Source organism: Ferdinandcohnia sp. QZ13, from assembly GCF_031324165.1.
Taxonomy (GTDB): domain Bacteria; phylum Bacillota; class Bacilli; order Bacillales; family Bacillaceae_L; genus Ferdinandcohnia.
The window spans coordinates 277377-297889 of the sequence record NZ_JAVIVW010000002.1 but is presented as its reverse complement, the minus strand read 5'-3'; the positions used below and the strand labels follow the sequence as shown (position 1 = coordinate 297889).

General features: G+C 38.9%; 22 protein-coding genes and 2 other annotated features. All 22 genes read left to right on the top strand.

The window, feature by feature from the left end; translation table 11 throughout:
- Positions 1-675 precede the first annotated feature (675 nt).
- On the top strand, positions 676-1377 hold the full coding sequence (locus RGU12_RS13200; RefSeq protein ID WP_309536526.1) for an MgtC/SapB family protein: 702 nt from the start codon (positions 676-678) through the stop codon (positions 1375-1377).
- A gap of 179 nt (positions 1378-1556) precedes the next feature.
- On the top strand, positions 1557-2018 hold the full coding sequence (locus RGU12_RS13195; protein ID WP_116354167.1) for a CtsR family transcriptional regulator: 462 nt from the start codon (positions 1557-1559) through the stop codon (positions 2016-2018).
- 22 nt (positions 2019-2040) lie between these two features.
- The gene (gene mcsA / locus RGU12_RS13190) at positions 2041-2586 is read left to right on the top strand and encodes a protein-arginine kinase activator protein McsA (protein WP_309536525.1); all 546 of its coding nucleotides are present in this window, start codon (positions 2041-2043) and stop codon (positions 2584-2586) included.
- 3 nt (positions 2587-2589) lie between these two features.
- A complete protein-coding gene (gene mcsB / locus RGU12_RS13185) occupies positions 2590-3687 on the top strand; it encodes a protein-arginine kinase McsB (protein ID WP_309536524.1) in 1098 nt (365 codons plus the stop codon).
- A complete protein-coding gene (clpC, locus tag RGU12_RS13180; RefSeq protein ID WP_309536523.1) occupies positions 3684-6137 on the top strand; it encodes an ATP-dependent protease ATP-binding subunit ClpC in 2454 nt (817 codons plus the stop codon). The genes mcsB and clpC overlap by 4 nt, the downstream gene beginning before the upstream one ends.
- Positions 6138-6327: 190 nt before the next feature.
- Entirely contained in the window at positions 6328-7698 is a 1371-nt protein-coding gene (radA, locus tag RGU12_RS13175; protein WP_116354163.1) for a DNA repair protein RadA, read from the top strand.
- Between the two features lie 274 nt (positions 7699-7972).
- Positions 7973-9064: a PIN/TRAM domain-containing protein gene (locus RGU12_RS13170; RefSeq protein WP_309536522.1), complete on the top strand. Its 1092-nt coding sequence runs from the start codon at positions 7973-7975 to the stop codon at positions 9062-9064.
- 26 nt (positions 9065-9090) lie between these two features.
- Positions 9091-9777: a 2-C-methyl-D-erythritol 4-phosphate cytidylyltransferase gene (ispD, locus tag RGU12_RS13165; protein WP_309536521.1), complete on the top strand. Its 687-nt coding sequence runs from the start codon at positions 9091-9093 to the stop codon at positions 9775-9777.
- Between the two features lie 58 nt (positions 9778-9835).
- Entirely contained in the window at positions 9836-10315 is a 480-nt protein-coding gene (gene ispF / locus RGU12_RS13160) for a 2-C-methyl-D-erythritol 2,4-cyclodiphosphate synthase (RefSeq protein WP_309536520.1), read from the top strand.
- 76 nt (positions 10316-10391) lie between these two features.
- Entirely contained in the window at positions 10392-11849 is a 1458-nt protein-coding gene (gltX, locus tag RGU12_RS13155) for a glutamate--tRNA ligase (protein WP_309536519.1), read from the top strand.
- A 46-nt stretch (positions 11850-11895) separates the two neighbouring features.
- Positions 11896-12164, top strand: a binding site (T-box leader).
- 189 nt (positions 12165-12353) lie between these two features.
- Positions 12354-13022, top strand: a complete 669-nt coding sequence (gene cysE, locus RGU12_RS13150) for a serine O-acetyltransferase (RefSeq protein ID WP_309536518.1) — start codon at positions 12354-12356, stop codon at positions 13020-13022.
- Positions 13003-14400, top strand: coding sequence for a cysteine--tRNA ligase (gene cysS, locus RGU12_RS13145; RefSeq protein WP_309536517.1), 1398 nt, complete (start codon positions 13003-13005; stop codon positions 14398-14400). Before cysE ends, cysS begins: the two co-directional genes overlap by 20 nt.
- Before the next feature lie 3 nt (positions 14401-14403).
- Positions 14404-14811, top strand: coding sequence for a Mini-ribonuclease 3 (locus RGU12_RS13140; protein ID WP_116354169.1), 408 nt, complete (start codon positions 14404-14406; stop codon positions 14809-14811).
- A 17-nt stretch (positions 14812-14828) separates the two neighbouring features.
- Positions 14829-15572, top strand: a complete 744-nt coding sequence (gene rlmB / locus RGU12_RS13135; RefSeq protein WP_309536516.1) for a 23S rRNA (guanosine(2251)-2'-O)-methyltransferase RlmB — start codon at positions 14829-14831, stop codon at positions 15570-15572.
- A gap of 5 nt (positions 15573-15577) precedes the next feature.
- Positions 15578-16087 (top strand): NYN domain-containing protein, encoded by a 510-nt coding sequence (locus RGU12_RS13130; protein ID WP_116354155.1) that lies wholly within the window; start codon positions 15578-15580, stop codon positions 16085-16087.
- A gap of 119 nt (positions 16088-16206) precedes the next feature.
- Positions 16207-16860 carry an RNA polymerase sporulation sigma factor SigH gene (gene sigH / locus RGU12_RS13125; RefSeq protein WP_058000110.1) on the top strand — a complete coding sequence of 218 codons (654 nt, stop codon included), beginning with the start codon at positions 16207-16209 and terminating at the stop codon, positions 16858-16860.
- Positions 16861-16997: 137 nt separating this feature from the next.
- Positions 16998-17144, top strand: coding sequence for a 50S ribosomal protein L33 (gene rpmG, locus RGU12_RS13120; protein ID WP_010284985.1), 147 nt, complete (start codon positions 16998-17000; stop codon positions 17142-17144).
- Between the two features lie 37 nt (positions 17145-17181).
- Positions 17182-17364 carry a preprotein translocase subunit SecE gene (gene secE, locus RGU12_RS13115; protein ID WP_116354154.1) on the top strand — a complete coding sequence of 61 codons (183 nt, stop codon included), beginning with the start codon at positions 17182-17184 and terminating at the stop codon, positions 17362-17364.
- Positions 17365-17610: 246 nt separating this feature from the next.
- Positions 17611-18144 (top strand): transcription termination/antitermination protein NusG, encoded by a 534-nt coding sequence (gene nusG, locus RGU12_RS13110; protein WP_116354153.1) that lies wholly within the window; start codon positions 17611-17613, stop codon positions 18142-18144.
- 295 nt (positions 18145-18439) lie between these two features.
- Positions 18440-18865 (top strand): 50S ribosomal protein L11, encoded by a 426-nt coding sequence (gene rplK, locus RGU12_RS13105; protein ID WP_309536515.1) that lies wholly within the window; start codon positions 18440-18442, stop codon positions 18863-18865.
- A gap of 158 nt (positions 18866-19023) precedes the next feature.
- Complete coding sequence (gene rplA / locus RGU12_RS13100; protein WP_116354152.1) at positions 19024-19713, top strand: 50S ribosomal protein L1; 690 nt, start codon at positions 19024-19026, stop codon at positions 19711-19713.
- 62 nt (positions 19714-19775) lie between these two features.
- Positions 19776-19903: a sequence feature (ribosomal protein L10 leader region), on the top strand.
- Between the two features lie 75 nt (positions 19904-19978).
- A complete protein-coding gene (gene rplJ, locus RGU12_RS13095; protein ID WP_116354151.1) occupies positions 19979-20479 on the top strand; it encodes a 50S ribosomal protein L10 in 501 nt (166 codons plus the stop codon).
- Positions 20480-20513: the final 34 nt, after the last annotated feature.

Genomic DNA, 20513 nt, shown 5'->3' with positions numbered 1-20513 from the left:
ATATGTTTTTTGAGTTGAATCGTTCCTGTTTTTTGAGGTTGATTCCAAGTGAATGGTAACGAAAAAGGATTAAACGTTCCACTTTTGGAATTGTGATGAAGGAAAGGGTAACGAAAAGTGCCGATTCATGGTTTGATAAAGGATAGGTTTTAGATTGTCACTTTTAATAATGGCAAAAATTGGGTAATGTTGGCTTAAAGAACACTTTAAATAGGTCCTTAATTGTAAAGGATTAGGAAACGCTAAACCCGCAAACAGCATAAACATTATATCACCCAACTGCAAAACGAAAACTGGTATACCGTAAACCCACAAAGCCACAAACGCTATAATTGTTTATCAATCTGCACGTAATCCCATACATATATACGAATTGATAACCATATACCAATATACGTCATCTTTTATAAAATATCTCCTCATATATCAGTGTTAAATTTTACATTTCAAAAATGATCTATATTTTTAAATGCATGGTTTATGATAAAAAATGTCTAAGGTCCTATGGCTGAAATACTATTCTAAAAAAGGTAATTTGGATAATCATAATCGTTTTGAACGATTCGTATAATGATAAAACACTACCTTTTTTCTGTTTAGATTAAAGGGGATTTTAAATTTTCTATCGAATAAGTAATTTACAGGTCTATGTCTATAGAACAGGGGGGATGTGACATGGCACAATTTTTTGCATCGTTCCAAACTCATGAATTTTTTACGATGTCGCTTCGCATTTTTATGGCCGCGTTATTATGCGGGTTAGTTGGATTGGAGAGAGAGGTACATAAACATCCTGCTGGTTTCCGTACACATTTACTGGTTGGAGTTGGTTCTTGTTTAATGATGCTGATGTCTATCTATGGGTTTCAGCCTTATTTAGAAATGAGTACAAATGTCCGTTTTGACCCGGCGCGAATCCCTTCATATGTAATTAGTGGTATTGGCTTTTTGGGTGCGGGTACTATTTTAGTAAGGGATGCTACGGTTCGAGGGCTAACTACTGCAGCGTCAATTTGGGTTGTTGCGGGCTTAGGGTTAATAATTGGATTAGGGATGTATGCTCCTGCCATATTAACAACAATTGTTGTATTATTAAGCTTAATTTTTCTAAACCGATTTGAAGAGTTCTTTTTTAAATCGAGAAAACGAAAAGTCGTTCATATCATTATTCATGAGAATATATCCTCATCTTCATCCATTTTAAAATTATTTAAAGATAATGGTTTTAGGGTGAAAGATTTTAATATTAAGTATTCAAAGGATAAGCTAGAAAACAATTGTCAATACACAATTGATGTGGAAGTGGCAAGTAAAAATGAACGTTTACGCTTATATGAAGAAATGTCTAAGCGGGAAATGGTACAAAAAATTTTTTAATTTGGTGTTTAGAGATGTACCGGGTTTGGAAAGTATAGGATAGTAAAGCCATTTAAATGTAAATGATTGCCTTTTTCTACTTTCAATTTCACATGCGAAACAGTTGAAAAATTAGTGCAGTCATTTTATATTATAGTTATAGTCAAATATAGTCAAAGTCAAGGTGAGGTGTGGTCATAATGAGGAATATATCTGATATCATTGAACAATATCTAAAAAGTGTTCTTGATACAAGTGATCGAGCTATAGTTGAAATTAAAAGAAGTGAGATTGCCGATAAATTTGAATGTGTCCCATCTCAAATTAATTATGTGATAAATACAAGGTTTACGTTAGAGAGAGGCTATTTGGTGGAAAGTAAAAGAGGTGGCGGAGGCTACATTCGGATTATGAGGGTGAAAACGAATGACGATTCTCAACTGATTAAGCAGCTTGTACGCCTTATCGATAAACGGATCTCTCAAACAAGTGCTGAGGATGTCATTTTGCGTTTGATTGAGGAGGAAGTGATCTCGAAAAGAGAGGCGAAGATCATGTTAAGTGTGATTGACCGCTCTGTCTTGTTTATTGAGCTTCCACATCGGGATGAACTAAGAGCAAGAATGTTAAAGGCCATGCTTACATCCCTTATGTATAGATAAAAGGTTATAGGAAGGTGTTATCATGATATGCCAAGAATGTAATCAACGCCCTGCGACATTTCATTTTACAAAGGTGATTAATGGTGAAAAGACAGAGGTTCATATTTGTGAACATTGTGCTCAAGAAAAAAGTGAGATGTTCATGTTTCCAGGCACATCTGGCTTTTCAATAGATAACTTATTAGCAGGACTTCTTCAGTTTGAGCCACTTACAGGTTCACAGCAACATGCATTTCAAAAAAATGAAGTTTTACAATGCGAGAACTGTAAAATGACTTTTCAACAATTTGCAAAGGTAGGTCGGTTTGGCTGTTCGCAATGCTATCCAACCTTTGAAAAACAACTCACCCCAATTTTAAAACGTCTGCATAGTGGCAATACACATCATACAGGGAAAATTCCAAAACGAATCGGAGGCTCATTCCATATTCGGAAAGAGATTGAACACCTTAAGCAAAAGATGCAGGAGTATATATCTTCCGAGGAATTTGAAAAAGCTGCAGATGTTCGTGACCACGTAAGAGAACTAGAAAAGAAACTGAGTGGTTACAAAGAAGGGGAGGTTTAATCAATGTCACTTGAGCATTTTATCAATCAAGCTCTGAGTGCTTGGATGAGTCAAGAAGGTCCTGATTCAGATATTGTCTTAAGTTCACGGATTAGACTTGCTCGAAATCTGAAAAATGTACCTTTCTCAACGGTATATTCAAATGAAGAAGCTGCGCAAATAGTCGATGTCTTTCAAAAAGGCTTTGCTGGAAAGAGTTTTCCCTCAATTGGAGAATTTGAATTATTAAAAATGATGGAGCTTCAGCCGAATGAAAAAAGGGTCCTGGTTGAAAAGCATTTGATAAGTCCACATTTAGCCGAAAACTCTCAGTTAGGAGCTTGTCTTTTATCTGAAAATGAAGAAATTAGCATCATGATTAATGAAGAGGACCATATCCGAATACAATGTTTATTCCCAGGGTTGCAATTATCAGAGGCTTTGCAGGTTGCAAATAACCTCGATGATTGGATAGAGGAACATGTTGATTATGCATTTGATGAAACTAGAGGCTATTTAACAAGTTGCCCAACAAATGTAGGAACAGGACTAAGAGCGTCTGTGATGATGCATCTTCCAGCACTCATCCTTACACATCAAATGAGTCGTATTATTCCAGCAATCAATCAACTCGGTCTAGTTGTAAGAGGAATTTATGGTGAAGGCAGCGAGGCGTTAGGGAATATTTTTCAAATATCCAACCAAATTACGCTTGGAAAGACGGAAGAAGATATTGTAGAAGACTTAAAGAGTGTAGTTGCACAGCTAATTGCACAAGAGCGCTCTGCTCGAGAAGCACTTGTGAAGACTTCCAACATACAATTAGAGGACCGTGTATTTCGTTCCTATGGGGTTTTAGCTAATAGTAGGATCATTGAATCGAAAGAAGCAGCTAAGTGTTTGTCAGATGTTCGATTGGGTATTGATCTTGGCTATATAAAAGATATATCAAGAACCATTCTTAATGAACTCATGATTTTAACTCAACCTGGATTCTTGCAGGTCTATGCCGGTGGGGCATTAAGGCCAAATGAAAGGGACGTCAGAAGGGCGTCTATCATTCGAGAAAGATTAAAACTAGAAAATAATAAGACTACTGACATGGAGGGTGATGGGTTATGATGTTTGGCAGATTTACTGAGCGTGCACAAAAGGTGTTAGCGTTAGCTCAAGAGGAAGCTGTGCGATTGGGACATAACAATATTGGAACTGAGCATGTATTATTAGGTCTTATACGTGAAGGCGAAGGAATTGCCGCAAAGGCGTTGCTTGCACTTGGATTAGGACCTGAAAAAATACAAAAAGAAGTAGAAGCCCTAATTGGCCGTGGTCAGGAAGGTTCACAGACCATCCATTACACACCACGTGCGAAAAAGGTAATTGAGTTATCAATGGATGAGGCTCGTAAGCTTGGCCACTCCTATGTAGGAACAGAGCACATCCTACTTGGATTAATTCGTGAAGGCGAGGGTGTCGCTGCAAGAGTATTAAACAATCTTGGAGTGAGTCTCAATAAAGCTCGCCAACAGGTTTTACAATTATTGGGAAGCAATGAGTCATCATCAGGGCATCATGGCGGTGGATCTGCTAATGCAAATACACCAACCCTAGACAGTTTAGCTCGTGATCTTACGGCGATTGCAAGAGAAGGAAGCCTTGATCCCGTGATTGGGCGTAGTAAAGAGATTCAACGTGTGATTGAAGTACTTAGCCGTCGTACAAAAAATAACCCTGTTTTAATAGGGGAGCCTGGTGTAGGTAAAACGGCTATTGCCGAAGGGTTAGCCCAGCAAATTATAAACAATGAGGTTCCAGAAACGCTTCGCGATAAGCGTGTAATGACACTTGATATGGGTACTGTAGTTGCAGGTACAAAATACCGTGGAGAATTTGAAGACCGCTTGAAAAAGGTAATGGATGAAATTCGCCAAGCAGGAAATATTATTCTGTTTATTGATGAACTTCATACGTTAATCGGTGCTGGCGGTGCGGAAGGTGCGATTGATGCGTCGAATATTTTAAAACCATCTCTTGCTCGCGGTGAGCTACAATGTATCGGTGCAACGACATTAGATGAATATAGAAAATACATTGAAAAAGATGCTGCTCTTGAGCGTCGCTTCCAACCAATCCAGGTGGATGAACCATCTGTAGAGGAGTCCATTTTAATTTTAAAAGGATTGCGTGACCGTTATGAGGCACATCATAGAGTATCCATCTCGGATGAATCAATCATTCAAGCGGTTAAGCTTTCTGATCGTTATATTTCAGATCGCTTTTTACCAGATAAGGCTATTGACTTGATTGATGAGGCTGGTTCAAAGGTTCGTCTTCGTTCGTACACAGCTCCGCCAAATCTAAAGGAGCTTGAACTAAAGCTGGAAGAGGTGCGTAAGGAAAAAGATGCAGCAGTTCAAAGTCAGGAGTTTGAAAAAGCTGCTTCATTACGCGACTCAGAACAACGCCTTCGTGAACAGTTAGAAGAAACGAAGAAAAACTGGAAAGAAAAACAGGGTCAAGAGAATTCTGAGGTAACAGTGGATGATATTGCAATGGTTGTATCAAGCTGGACTGGGGTTCCTGTATCAAAACTAGCTCAGACAGAAGCCGATAAATTACTAAATATGGAGGAAATCCTTCATTCACGTGTGATTGGTCAAGAAGAGGCTGTAAAGGCAGTATCTAAGGCTGTAAGGCGTTCACGTGCTGGATTAAAGGATCCGAAGCGCCCAACAGGTTCATTCATATTCCTAGGACCAACAGGGGTTGGAAAAACAGAATTAGCGCGTGCCTTAGCTGAATCCATTTTTGGTGATGAAGATGCAATGATTCGTGTAGATATGTCTGAGTACATGGAGAAGCACTCAACTTCAAGATTGGTAGGCTCACCTCCAGGATATGTAGGCTATGAAGAAGGAGGCCAATTAACAGAAAAGGTTCGCCGTAAGCCGTATTCTGTTATCCTCTTAGATGAAATTGAAAAAGCACACCCAGATGTGTTCAATATTTTACTTCAAGTCCTAGAGGATGGTCGTTTGACAGACTCTAAGGGCCGTACGGTTGATTTTAGAAATACGATTTTAATTATGACATCAAACGTTGGAGCTAGCACACTAAAACGTAATAAATATGTTGGCTTTGCGCTTGATGATGAGAAGCAAGATTATCGAAACATGAAGGATAAGGTAATGGAAGAGTTAAAAAAAGCATTCCGTCCGGAGTTCCTTAACCGTATTGATGAAACGATTGTCTTCCACTCACTAGAGAAGAAGCATTTAAGGGAAATTGTTACCCTAATGGCAGATCAGTTAACAAAACGCCTGCAGGAGCAAGAGTTTGAGCTTGAATTAACAGAAGCGGCTAAAGACCGAATTGCAGAAGAGGGATATGATCCAGAATACGGAGCACGCCCATTACGCCGTGCTATTCAAAAACAAATAGAAGACCGTTTGTCTGAAGAACTATTACGCGGTAATATAGAAAAAGGAAAGAAAATTGTAATGGACTATGTTAACGAAGAATTCGTAATCCAAACGAAAGAAACCGAAGAAACAAAAGAAACAGTGAAATAAAAAGACGTAAATGTAAAAGAGGTGTACATCAAGAATTGATTCATGTATACCTCTTTTTTTAGAAAATATCTAGCTCAAGGTGCCATCGGCTCGAGTTCATAAGCTAATCGTCCCTGTCAGCGATTATCTTGTGCTTGTCTCCTAAAGCTGAACTCCTTGCGCTTTTCTAATAAAGAAAGGATTAATGACGATGGCAAAAACAAAGACGAAGTTCACCTGTCAGTCCTGTGGCTATGAATCACCAAAATGGATGGGGAAATGCCCCGGATGTGGAGAATGGAATTCATTAGTCGAGGAAACCCTACATAAACCAGCTAGAAAAGGTGCTTTTGCTCATTCAAGCCCTACTGTTCAGCGCAAGCCTTCACCTATCACTTCAATCGAGTCAGAAAATGAACCTAGAATGTATACGACAAACAAGGAATTTAATCGAGTACTTGGCGGCGGAATCGTCCGTGGTTCACTTGTTTTAATTGGGGGTGACCCGGGTATAGGGAAGTCAACCTTGCTACTACAAGTATCCTCTCAAATAGCCAAACAAAGCAAAGTTTTATATATTTCCGGAGAAGAATCGGTCAAACAAACAAAGTTAAGATCTGACCGTCTAGGTGTTTCCTCCGATCAATTGTATGTTTTAGCAGAGACGGACCTTGAATTTATTTCCCAGACAATTACCGAGTTAAACCCGTCGTTTGTCGTAATCGATTCGATTCAGACTATTTATCACTCTGACATTGCTTCGGCACCCGGTAGTGTTTCTCAGGTGCGTGAATGTACGGCGGAACTAATGCGAATTGCGAAGACAAATGGAATTGCTATTTTTATCGTAGGTCATGTTACGAAAGAGGGGAATATTGCAGGGCCTCGTTTGCTAGAACATATGGTGGATACCGTTCTTTACTTTGAAGGGGAACGTCATCATACGTATCGTATTTTACGTGCTGTAAAAAACCGTTTTGGTTCAACGAATGAAATGGGCATTTTTGAAATGAAGGAAACCGGTCTAGAAGAAGTTGCTAACCCTTCTGAAATTTTTCTTGAGGAGCGTTCTGCTGGTGCTGCCGGGTCAACAGTTGTTGCATCTATGGAAGGTACACGACCAGTACTTGTTGAAATTCAGGCACTAATATCCCCATCTAGTTTTGGAAATCCTCGCCGCATGGCAACAGGAATAGACCATAACCGGGTTTCTTTATTAATGGCTGTATTAGAAAAAAGAGCGGGTTTTCTTTTGCAAAATCAAGATGCATATTTGAAGGTCGCAGGTGGTGTAAAGCTAGATGAACCAGCGATTGATCTGGCGGTTGCCTTAAGTATTGCCTCTAGCTTTCGAGATCAGCCGACGAACCCAACAGATGTCATTATTGGCGAAGTAGGGTTAACTGGAGAGGTAAGACGTGTTTCTCGTATTGAGCAGCGGGTCCAGGAAGCGGCAAAGCTTGGGTTCAAGCGAGTTATTCTTCCTGAGCGTAATTTAGGCGGTTGGACCATTCCAAAGGGAATAGAAGTAATAGGTGTAAGTGATATTAGGCAAGCCATCCAACATACATTAGGAAAATAACCTAAAATAATGAGTCAAAAAATCTAGTGAAAGTGAAACATTTTTATTGCTTTATTCGTATAGTAAGTGTGAAACAGGTGGACATCCATATTTTATAATAGCCTAATAAAAATATTTTTTTACCAAAGCAGTTATAATTTTATTAGGATTTAAAAATAATATATGAGTAGCGTTTTTACACATCTATGTCATTCTGTTTACATTTTAAAAAAGCTATTTATTGTAGGTTTCAATTATTATAAAGTGATTATAATGAATAGGAGGAGGTGAAGGAATGTTAAAACGAATTGTGCAGCTCTTTTTTCTAATCGTCGGAGGTATGCTTGGAATTGTCTATCTACCTGATGTATTAAAGCTGTTAAATATCGACAATATTCCATATCTAAATAATTCATATACGCTTGCGATTTTAGGTGCTATTATATTATTTATTGTTACGTTTTGGTTAGTAGATTATATCGTAGGTTTAATTAAATGGCTAGAAGAGTCATTGATTAAGGCTCCTGTTACAGATGTTTTATTTGGAAGCTTAGGCTTGATTTCTGGTTTAATTGTAGCATTTTTAATTGTGATTCCATTAGACCGTATTTCATTTTCGGTTGTAAATACAGTGCTTCCTATTTTCATTACCCTGCTTTTAGGATATTTAGGTTTTCAAGTTGGCTTTAAAAAGCGGGATGAACTTGTGAATTTATTTTCTATTAACCGATCTGGTAAAAAGAAGGGCTTGGAGGAAGAGGAAGTAAACCACCAAGCCAAAAAACTGAAAATTTTAGATACAAGTGTTATTATTGATGGGCGTATTGCAGATATATGCCAAACTGGATTCCTTGAAGGAACCATTGTCATTCCACGGTTTGTGTTAGAGGAGCTTCAGCATATTGCGGATTCTTCAGATGTATTAAAGCGAAACCGCGGTAGAAGAGGACTTGATATTTTAAACCGAATTCAAAAAGAACTTGCGATTAAAGTTGAAATCTACGAAGGGGATTTTGACGATATTCAAGAGGTTGATAGTAAGTTAGTGAAGCTTGCAAAATTAACTATGGGTGTAGTCGTGACCAATGACTTTAACTTAAACAAAGTTTGCGAGCTGCAAAATGTGGCAGTGTTAAATATTAATGATCTTGCGAATGCGGTGAAGCCTGTGGTATTACCTGGTGAAGAATTAAGCGTTCAAGTCATTAAGGATGGAAAAGAGCATAATCAAGGTGTCGCTTATTTAGATGACGGTACGATGATTGTGGTCGAAGAAGGTCGCGATTACATTGGAAAACGCATTGAAGTGCTTGTAACGAGTGTTTTACAAACATCAGCGGGACGCATGATTTTCGCGAAACCGAAATTGCTTGAAAAGGCATTATAATTGAATCGTGTTAGGGGCGTTACGGGGTGAATTATCAGGTTGTTATTCCTGCGGCAGGACAAGGAAAACGAATGAACGCAGGGAAGAATAAACAATTCATTGAATTGCAAACAATACCAGTTATTATTCATACATTACGAGTTTTTGAACATGACCCAATGTGTACGGGAATTATTTTAGTGATTAATATGGATGAACAGCCCATTTTTGAAGAGTTGATACAAACATATAACGTCCAAAAGGTTATTTCTTTTGTTCAAGGTGGTAGTGAGCGCCAGTACAGCGTCTATAATGGCTTACAAGCAGTGAAGAACACAGATATTGTGTTGGTTCATGATGGTGCGAGACCGTTTTTGAAACAAAAGCATGTTCATGAGCTAGTCAATGTTACGGTAGAAAAAGGGGCAGCCGTGCTTGCGGTTCCCGTAAAGGATACAATCAAACGCGCCTCTCGTGATTTATATGTAGAAGAAACAGTTGAACGTTCTAGCTTGTGGGCCATTCAAACCCCACAAGCTTTTCATGTTTCTATCTTACAAGAAGCACATGAGATGGCTCAAAAGGAAGATTTCCTCGGCACAGATGAAGCTAGTCTCGTTGAAAGAATCCCAAAACAAGTATATATTGTTAAAGGCGATTACTTGAATATCAAACTAACAACACAAGATGACTTAGTTTTTGCGGAAGCGATTTTACAAAACTGGACAAGCTAAACAAAAGAGTGCTAGGAACATAGCAAAAGCTAAAAAACTTTATAAAGGGGGAAAACCAATGTTTCGTATTGGACAGGGATTTGATGTTCACCAATTGGTTGAAGGACGACCGTTAATTATAGGTGGAATTACCATACCATATGAAAAAGGACTACTAGGACATTCGGATGCAGATGTATTACTGCACACCGTTTCAGACGCCTGTCTTGGAGCGATTGGTGAAGGTGACATAGGCAAGCATTTTCCAGATACAGACCCGAACTTCAAGGATGCTGATTCAGCAAAACTGCAACAGCATGTATGGAATTTGGTGAAGGAAAAGGGCTATAAGCTTGGGAATATCGATTGCACGATTATCGCTCAAAAGCCAAAAATGGCGCCGTATATTGAACAAATTAGAGCGAGGATTGCCGAGTTACTAGAAGCAGATCCTTCACAGGTAAATGTGAAAGCAACAACCACTGAAAAATTAGGTTTTACGGGGCGCGGAGAAGGAATTGCGGCACAAGTCGCGATACTACTGCAAAAGGGTAGATAGCTAATTCTCTGGTTTGGTTTAATAAATATTGTGTTAAAATATCAGATGATACTATGCGTTGTAACGGAGGGTACATATGTCAAATAACGTACGTGTGCGCTATGCACCAAGTCCAACTGGACATTTACATATTGGAAACGCAAGAACAGCCTTATTTAATTATTTATACGCACGAAACCAAAATGGGAAATTCATCATTCGTATTGAAGATACAGACAAGAAACGAAATATTGAAGGTGGCGAAGAAAGCCAGCTAAAATATTTAAAATGGCTTGGCATTGATTGGGACGAAGGACCGGATGTGGGTGGTGAGCACGGACCATACCGCCAATCAGAACGTAATGAGATTTATGAAAAGTATTATACAGAGCTTCTTGAAAAAGGACTCGCTTATAAATGCTATTGTACGGAAGAAGAAATTGAAAAAGAACGTGAAGAACAGATGGCACGTGGTGAGACACCTCACTACTCAGGCAAATGCCGTCACTTAACAAAGGACCAACAGGAAGCCTTACAAAATGAAGGAAGACAGCCTAGTATACGTATCATTATTCCACAAGGCAAGGTTTACACGTTTCATGATATGGTTAAAGGCGAAATTTCTTTTGAATCAGAAGGCATGGGCGATTATGTAATCGTAAAGAAAGATGGAACTCCGACTTATAATTTTGCGGTAACCATCGATGATCACCTCATGGAAATTTCACATGTTTTGCGTGGGGAAGACCATATTTCAAATACACCTAAGCAAATGGTGGTGTATGAGGCATTTAACTGGGATATTCCAACATTTGGACATATGACATTAATCGTTGGCGAAAACCATAAGAAGCTAAGCAAGCGTGATGAATCTATTATTCAATTTATTGAGCAATATGAAGAACGTGGATACTTACCAGAAGCCCTATTTAACTTCATTACGCTATTAGGTTGGTCACCGGGTGGGGAAGAAGAGCTACATACAAAATCGGAGTTTATTGACATTTTTGATCCAGCACGTTTATCTAAATCACCGGCTGTATTTGATACTCAAAAGCTTACATGGATGAACAACCAATATATAAAGAACATTGAACTAGATCGCCTAGTTGAGATTTCGCTGCCACATTTAATCAAGGCGGGTAGATTGAGTGAGCCATTGAGTGATACAGACAAGCAATGGGTACGTGACTTAATTGCGCTCCATCAAGAAAAAATGAGCTATGGAGCAGAAATCGTTGAACTCACCGACCTTTTCTTTAAGGATGAGGTCACGCTTGAAGAAGATGCGAAGGAAGTTCTTGCGGGAGAAACAGTTCCTGAAGTATTAAACGCCTTTTTACAAGAGGTTGAAAGTCTTGAAACGTTTGGTGCCGATGAAATTAAAGCAGCCATTAAAGCTGTTCAAAAAGGTACAGGACAAAAAGGAAAGAACCTTTTCATGCCAATTCGTGCAGCTGCAACGGGTCAGCTTCATGGACCAGATCTACCACAAGCGATCCACCTTTTAGGAAAAGAAAAAATAATTTCACGCCTAAAAAGTTTAATTAGTTAACATCTGGCTGAAAATGTAATATAGTATAGTTAACAAATTATATATTGTAAAAGTGTTGATAAGGAGAGTAAATAAGTTATTTACTTTAAAGTATTTGTTATTCCGGCAAATACGAACAGAGAGAACCATCACCGGCTGAAAGTGGTTTAAGGGAAATGCTTATTGAAATGCACCTTTGAGTCTTTTATCGAACCGATATCGTAACTGGTATCGTAGTAGATAAAAGCGGCGTCTCACCGTTAAGAGATTAAGTTGAGGTAATGGATTTTTCATTGCCTAAACAGAGTGGAACCGCGTGAATGTAGCGTCTCTGTGTTTTTACACAGGGGCGCTTTTTATTTTGGAGGAAAAAGGGGTAATGTCTGGCTCCGGCGCCTAGCCCCTCGAGGCTTGTCGGACTTGCACAGGATGTGCTGACATCGACGTTTGCCACAGGACGTGGCAGTAGTTAGTCGATGTTCCACTTGCAAGTCGCCTGCGCTTTTCTAATAAGGAGGGTTGAACGTGTTTAGACGCATGAAAGAGGATATCGAGGTTGTATTTGAACAGGACCCGGCAGCAAGATCTCATGTTGAAGTCATCTTAACATATTCGGGATTGCATGCCATTTGGGCACATCGTGTGGCGCATTTTCTTTTTAAACGAAAGATGTTTTTCTTGGCTAGAACGGTATCACAAATTAGTCGCTTTTTTACAGGAATTGAAATTCACCCTGGAGCTAAAATTGGTCGTCGTTTTTTTATCGACCATGGCATGGGTGTAGTCATTGGTGAGACGTGTGAAATCGGAGATAATGTGACCGTATTTCAAGGCGTAACACTTGGTGGTACAGGAAAAGAAAAAGGAAAGCGACATCCTACAGTGAAGAACAATGCCCTTATTGCATCAGGAGCAAAAGTATTAGGATCCATTACAATTGGAGAAAATTCAAAGGTAGGAGCGGGTTCGGTTGTTCTACAAGATGTTCCTCCGAATTCGACAGTTGTCGGGATACCGGGTCGAGTAGTGATTCAAGACGGCGTCAAAATTAGAAATACCAAGGATTTAAATCATCGAGATCTACCAGATCCGGTTTCAGATAAGATCAGAGAGCTAGAAAATGAAATAAAAAGCTTAAAAGAGGAATTACAGAAAAAGGAAGGAGCAAAGGATAATGCCCATTCACATATATAATACACTGACGCGAAAGAAGGAAGAGTTTAAACCTCTTGAGGAAAATAAGGTAAAAATGTATGTGTGCGGTCCAACCGTTTATAACTACATCCATATCGGGAATGCACGCCCTGCTATTGTTTTTGATACCGTCCGTCGGTATTTCGAATTTAGAGGCTATGACGTCCATTATGTATCTAACTTCACAGATGTTGACGATAAATTAATCAAAGCGGCGAATGAACTAGGAGAAGAAGTGCCAACCATTGCGGAGCGTTTTATCAATGCCTATTATGACGATGTATCTGCTTTAGGATGCAAAAAGGCGGATGTTCACCCAAGGGTTACAGAAAACATGGATATTATCATTGATTTCATCCAAGCCTTGATTGATAAAGGGTTTGCCTATGAATCAGAAGGTGACGTGTACTACCGTACAAGGGAATTTAAAGAATACGGTAAGCTTTCACACCAATCCATCGATGAACTCCGCGTGGGTGCAAGAATTGAAGTTGGGGATAAGAAGCAGGATGCCCTTGATTTTGTGCTCTGGAAAAGTGCCAAGCCTGGTGAAATATACTGGGAAAGTCCGTGGGGCAATGGGCGTCCTGGCTGGCATATTGAATGCTCTGCGATGGCAAAAAAATACTTGGGTGAAACCATTGATATTCACGCAGGTGGTCAGGACTTGGCATTCCCACATCACGAAAATGAAATTGCCCAATCAGAAGCAGTAAATGAAAAGACATTCGCAAACTATTGGATGCATAACGGCTATATTAATATTGATAATGAAAAAATGTCTAAATCCCTTGGGAACTTTGTGTTAGTCCACGATATTATTAAAGACGTTGACCCACAGGTATTGCGCTTTTTCATGTTATCTGTTCATTATCGTCATCCAATCAACTACAACCTTGAATTACTGGAAAGCACGAAAAATGCTTTAGAACGTTTACGTACTTCCTATTCAAATTTAAAGCATCGTTTAGAAAGTAGTACAAATTTAACAACGAATGATGATGACTGGTTAGAAAAAGTGAAAGGCTTTCGCAACGAATTTATCGTAGCAATGGATGATGATTTTAATACAGCGAATGCCATTTCTGTTTTGTTCGATTTATCGAAACAGGCGAACTATTATTTACAGGAAAAAAATACGTCGGAAAAAGTGATCGAAGCCTTTTTACAAGAGTTCGAAGTGTTATTTGATACGCTTGGGCTTAAAGTAGAGGATGAACAATTACTTGATGAAGAGATTGAAGAGTTAATCTCAAAGAGAAACCAAGCGCGTAAAGACCGCGATTTTGCTCTATCTGACCAAATCCGTGATCAACTAAAAGCTATGAACATTATTCTTGAAGACACTCCTCAAGGGACAAGATGGAAAAGAGGATAAATGATGATGTTTTTATCAGACAATCAAATTGATAGCCATCAATTAAATAGTCTTGCTCTTGCTTATATGGGTGATGCTGTATATGAGATGTATGTACGGCATTACCTTTTGCAAAAGGGAAGTGTGAGACCTAATCAACTTCATAATCAGGCAAAACATTATGTTTCTGCTAAAGCTCAGTCGGCTGTGATTCACAAGATGCTGGAGGAAGGGTTTTTTTCAGAAGAGGAACAAGGAGTCGTTAGAAGGGGTCGCAATGCGAAGAGTGGAACCGTTCCAAAAAACACGGATGTCCAGACATACCGATACAGTACCGCGTTTGAAGCATTACTAGGTTATCATTTTTTACAAAATGATGTAGAAAGAATTCATTCCATTATTGAAGAGGCGTTTCGAATCATTGAATCTTAAGAAAGGAGGAAAAAGAAATGGCGAGTGATTATATTATTGGGAAAAACCCGGTTATTGAAGCATTAAAATCAGAACGGGATATTAATAAAATTTGGATAGCAGAAGGCTCGAATCGAGGTCAAATGAACCAGATTACATCTCTTGCAAAAGAAGGAAATGTAATGGTTCAATTTGTTCCGAAAAAAAAGATTGATCAAATGGTTGAAGGGAATCACCAAGGGGTTGTTGCGCAGGTAGCAGCGTATGAGTATGCAGAGGTGGATGATATTTTGGCATTAGCCGAGAAACGAAACGAAGCCCCATTTATCATACTATTGGACGAGTTAGAGGATCCTCATAATCTTGGTTCAATTCTTCGTACGGCAGATGCGGTTGGAGCACATGGGGTTATTATCCCAAAAAGAAGAGCGGTTGGATTAACTGCAACCGTTGCGAAGGCTTCGACGGGAGCGATTGAATATATACCAGTTGCGCGTGTAACCAATTTAGCAAGAACAATTGATGAATTAAAGGACCGTGGTGTATGGATTGTTGGAACAGATGCGAAAGGAAAAGATGATTATCGGAATGTCGATGGTAAAATGCCAATTGGCTTGGTCATTGGCAGTGAAGGCAAAGGCATGGGACGCCTTGTAAAGGAAAAGTGCGATTTTCTTTTAAGACTACCAATGCAAGGAAAGGTAACCTCTTTAAATGCTTCAGTTGCAGCAAGTCTATTAATGTATGAGGTATATCGTAAGCGGAATCCGTTAGGAGAATAAAACAAATGGATATCCTGCTGGTAGATGGCTACAACATTATTGGTGCATGGCCAGAATTACGTGTTCTAAAAACCAAGGACTTTGCAGCGGCGCGTGATTTATTAATTGAAAAGATGGCTGAATATCAGGCGTATACAGGATATAAGGTGATTGTCGTATTTGATGCACACCTCGTACCGGGAATTGAAACAAAAATGAAAAGCCGAAAGGTCGAAGTCATATTTACCCGTGAAAATGAAACGGCCGATGAACGAATCGAAAAGCTTGCGCAACAATTAAGCAATATCAAAACGCAAATCCACGTAGCCACCTCGGATTATACCGAGCAATGGCAAATTTTTGGACAAGGGGCCTTACGGAAATCAGCAAGGGAATTATTAACCGAGATGGAAGTCGTGGAATCTGGAATTCAAAAAGATGTAAAGAAAACCTATCAAGAAAAAAGCGTTTCAAAAATTCCACTTTCCGACGAAATGGCAGAAATTTTTGAAAAATGGCGTCGTGGACAGCGATGAGCGGTTGACGCTTGGAAAAGCACTCCTGTATAATATTTCTAGATAAAGAATTTTATGAACATTATGTTTTACAATTTTTTGGTAGGAAACAACTTCTAAGGTAGGTCGGAGGGATCGGTGTGAGTTCAAGCTTCGATGATTATGGCAACAGGTTATATTATGACCGACTAGAGGATGAGGAAGTCGTGGAATTGGTCCATGCTGGGGAAAGTGAGGCATTGGACTATCTAATTAATAAGTATAAAAATTTTGTGCGTGCTAAAGCCAGATCATATTTTTTAATTGGGGCAGATCGTGAGGATATTGTTCAGGAAGGCATGATCGGGTTATACAAGGCAATACGTGATTTTAAGGAGGACAAGCTTTCTTCGTTTAAAGCGTTTGCGGAACTATGTATTACACGTCAAATTATTACTGCGATTAAAACAGCGACAAGACAAAAGCATATTCCTCTAAACTCTTATGTTTCGTTGGACAAGCCGATATATGATGAAGAATCTGACCGTACATTAATGGATGTTATATCAGGAGCAAAAATCCTGGATCCTGAGGAATTAATCATCAACAGGGAAAAGTTTGATGACATTGAATTAAAAATGGCAGAGCTCTTAAGTGATTTGGAGCGTAAGGTATTGTCCTTATACTTGGACGGTAGGTCCTATCAGGAAATATCAGAGGATTTAAACCGGCATGTAAAGTCAATCGATAATGCACTCCAACGTGTAAAGCGTAAGTTAGAACGGTATTTAGAAATTCAAGAAATTAAACTATAAATAATCGTTTCAACCATTATTTACAGGTAGGGGCTGGTATTGACATACAAATCAAGCCTATGTTACATTTTTAAGGAAATTAAGACTTTTTTCATAAAATAGGATGCAAGTAGCATTTTCACATGGTAGGTGATAAAATGCGAAAAAAAGTAATTTTAGCCTGTGTGGAGTGTGGAAGTAGAAACTATTCCACTATGAAGAATAGCACTTCAGCTGAACGACTTGAAATGAAGAAGTTTTGTAAGACTTGCAATTCTCACACGAATCATCGTGAAACGAAATAGATCGCAGACTGTGTTGATAAAGTTGGAGGTTACATGGATGAAGCGCATAACCAAGTTTTTTCGTGAAGTAGTTCGAGAAATGAAGAAAACAAGCTGGCCAAAAAGAAAGGAACTTACACGTTATACAATTGTTACTTTAACAACTGTAATCTTTGTATCTGTGTTTTTTGCCGTGATTGACCTAGGAATTTCCGAATTAATTCGTTTAGTACTTGAATAAACACTGTATACTCATGGTATAATGATGGATAGAGAATAAAGAATCTTTTACGAAAAAGCCCGGGTACGGGTTTTTTTAATTGCAAAAAAATAATTATCAAAACTATGTTTAAGTCGAGGTCATTCAACTATTTGAAAAATGAATGAGAAGAGCTAGTTTCCTAACATAATTCATTGGCCGAGTCTGCAAAATAGGAATAAGGAACTTGATCGCACAAAGGGAGGGAAGGACAAGCAGTCCTAACTTATGGAAAAGAATTGGTATGTTGTTCATACGTATTCAGGGTATGAAAACAAAGTAAAAGCAAACTTAGAAAAACGTGTCGAGTCAATGGGTATGCAAGATAAAATCTTCCGTGTTGTTGTACCAGAAGACGAAGAGACAGATATTAAGAACGGTAAAAAGAAAATCATTAAAAAGAAAGTATTTCCAGGTTATGTGTTAGTCGAATTGATCATGACTGATGATTCATGGTATGTTGTACGTAATACACCTGGTGTTACAGGATTCGTTGGTTCAGCTGGCTCTGGCTCAAAACCAACACCACTTTTACCAGAAGAAGTAACGTTCATCCTTAAGAGAATGGGAATGGATGAAAGACCAATGGAAGTTGATTTCGAATTAAAAGAAACAGTTCGTGTCAAAGAAGGTCCATTTACAAACTTCACTGGTGCGATAGAGGATCTTGACGTAGATAAACAAAAGGTAAAGGTTCTTGTTAACATGTTTGGTCGTGAGACCCCAGTTGAGTTAGACTTTACACAAATTGAAAAAATCTAGAACGAAATGTTGAAGCGCCTTGAACAGCCCCGACAAGCATAAGACGAATCACGCAGGAAATCCTGATTTCTGGAGTGATTTGGCTTATGACCTCGAGGGGCTAGGCGCTGAGGCTAGACAAAAAAGTTTAAGAAAAACTTGATATTGCAAATGAAAAGTGGTAATATTGCATAGGTCAGTATGTCTCTAAATTAGAGACTGGCTATGATAAGGTTCTTTATTGATATGTAAAGAATAGATGAGTGGGAGGGTAAACCCCTATTACCACATCACGGACTTTAAGGAGGTGTGTCTCGTGGCTAAAAAAGTAATTAAAGAGGTTAAATTACAAATTCCTGCGGGGAAAGCAAACCCAGCACCACCAGTTGGACCAGCACTAGGTCAAGCGGGTGTTAATATCATGGGATTCTGTAAGGAGTTCAATGCACGTACAGCAGAACAAGCTGGTTTAATTATTCCTGTTGTAATTACAGTTTATGAAGATCGTTCATTTACATTTATTACAAAAACTCCTCCTGCTGCAGTTCTTTTAAAGAAAGCGGCTGGAATTGAGTCTGGTTCAGGTGAACCTAACCGTAATAAAGTTGCAACAGTTAAGCGTGATAAAGTACGCGAGATTGCAGAAACAAAAATGCCTGATTTAAATGCGGCTACCGTTGAATCTGCAATGCGTATGGTTGAAGGTACTGCTCGTAGCATGGGAATTGTTATCGAAGACTAATTCCTATCTGTTACATGTTTCAAGGGGTTGCGGATGGAACATCTCATTTCTTTCGTTCGCAACCTTTGTTCTGTCTAGCGTCAGTATGACAACAAATGATACTGATTGCGGGCGTGGGAGGTTATTCCGTTAAAACCACAATTGAGGAGGAAGTTATAATGGCAAAAAGAGGTAAAAAGTACGTTGAAGCTGCTAAATTAGTAGATCGTACAAAAGCTTACTCAGTTGCAGAAGCAATTGAACTAGTAAAGAAAACAAACACAGCTAAATTTGATGCGACTGTTGAAGTTGCGTTCCGTTTAGGAGTTGACCCTAAGAAAGCTGACCAACAAATTCGTGGTGCAGTTGTTCTACCAAACGGTACTGGTAAAACTCAACGTGTTTTAGTTTTCGCTAAAGGCGAAAAAGCAAAAGAAGCAGAAGCTGCTGGAGCTGACTATGTTGGCGATAGCGAATTCATCAACAAGATCAACCAAGGTTGGTTTGACTTTGATGTAATCGTAGCTACTCCTGACATGATGGGTGAAGTTGGTAAACTTGGACGTGTATTAGGACCTAAAGGTTTAATGCCAAACCCTAAAACAGGAACTGTTACTTTTGATGTAACAAAAGCTGTGAATGAAATCAAAGCTGGTAAAGTTGAATACCGCATTGATAAGTCTTCAAATATTCATGTTCCGATTGGTAAGATCTCATTTGATGATCAAAAACTAATTGAGAACTTCACTACTATTTATGAAACTATGCTTAAGGTTAAACCATCTGCAGCAAAAGGTACTTACATGAAGAACGTTGCTGTATCATCTACAATGGGACCTGGCGTAAAAGTTGACGCTTCTACATTCTAATTAGAAAAAAGTGGATATTGACTTTTGCGAAAGCATTTCATATAATAAATTTTGTTGTTAACAAATGAATAGCATTTGTACCGTAGACAGTAGGGGCTTTACGAAGCTTAATTTCCTACCGAGGTGTAGTATATAAACTTGATCATTACTACCTCTATGTCTACAGACATAGAGGTTTTTTAATCTAGATACGTGTTCATTTTGAACACCCTCTAACACCGAACGGTTTCAAGTGTCTGAAATTACTCACAGGAGGTGTAGAAGAATGAGTCATGCAGTAGAACAAAAGAAACAAATCGTAACTGAAATTGCAGACAAATTCCGTGCAAGTAAATCAACTGTAGTTGTAGACTATCGTGGTCTATCTGTTGCGGAAGTAACAGAACTACGTAAGCAACTTCGTGAGGCAGGCATTGATTTCAAAGTGTACAAAAACACATTAACTCGCCGTGCTGCAGAACAAGCTGAGCTTGCTGGATTAAATGATGCATTAACAGGACCAAACGCAATTGCTTTCAGTAATGAAGACGTAGTTGCTCCTGCTAAAATTCTTAATGACTTTGCGAAAAAGCATGAAGCATTAGAAATTAAAGCGGGTGTTATCGAAGGAAACATTGCAACTCTTGAGGAAGTTAAAGCTCTTGCTGATCTACCATCACGCGAAGGTTTACTTTCTATGTTGCTTAGCGTACTTCAAGCTCCAATCCGTAACCTTGCACTTGCTACTAAAGCAGTTGCAGATCAAAAAGAAGAGCAAGGCGCTTAATTGTAGAACAAGAACACAATTCGAATTACAAATA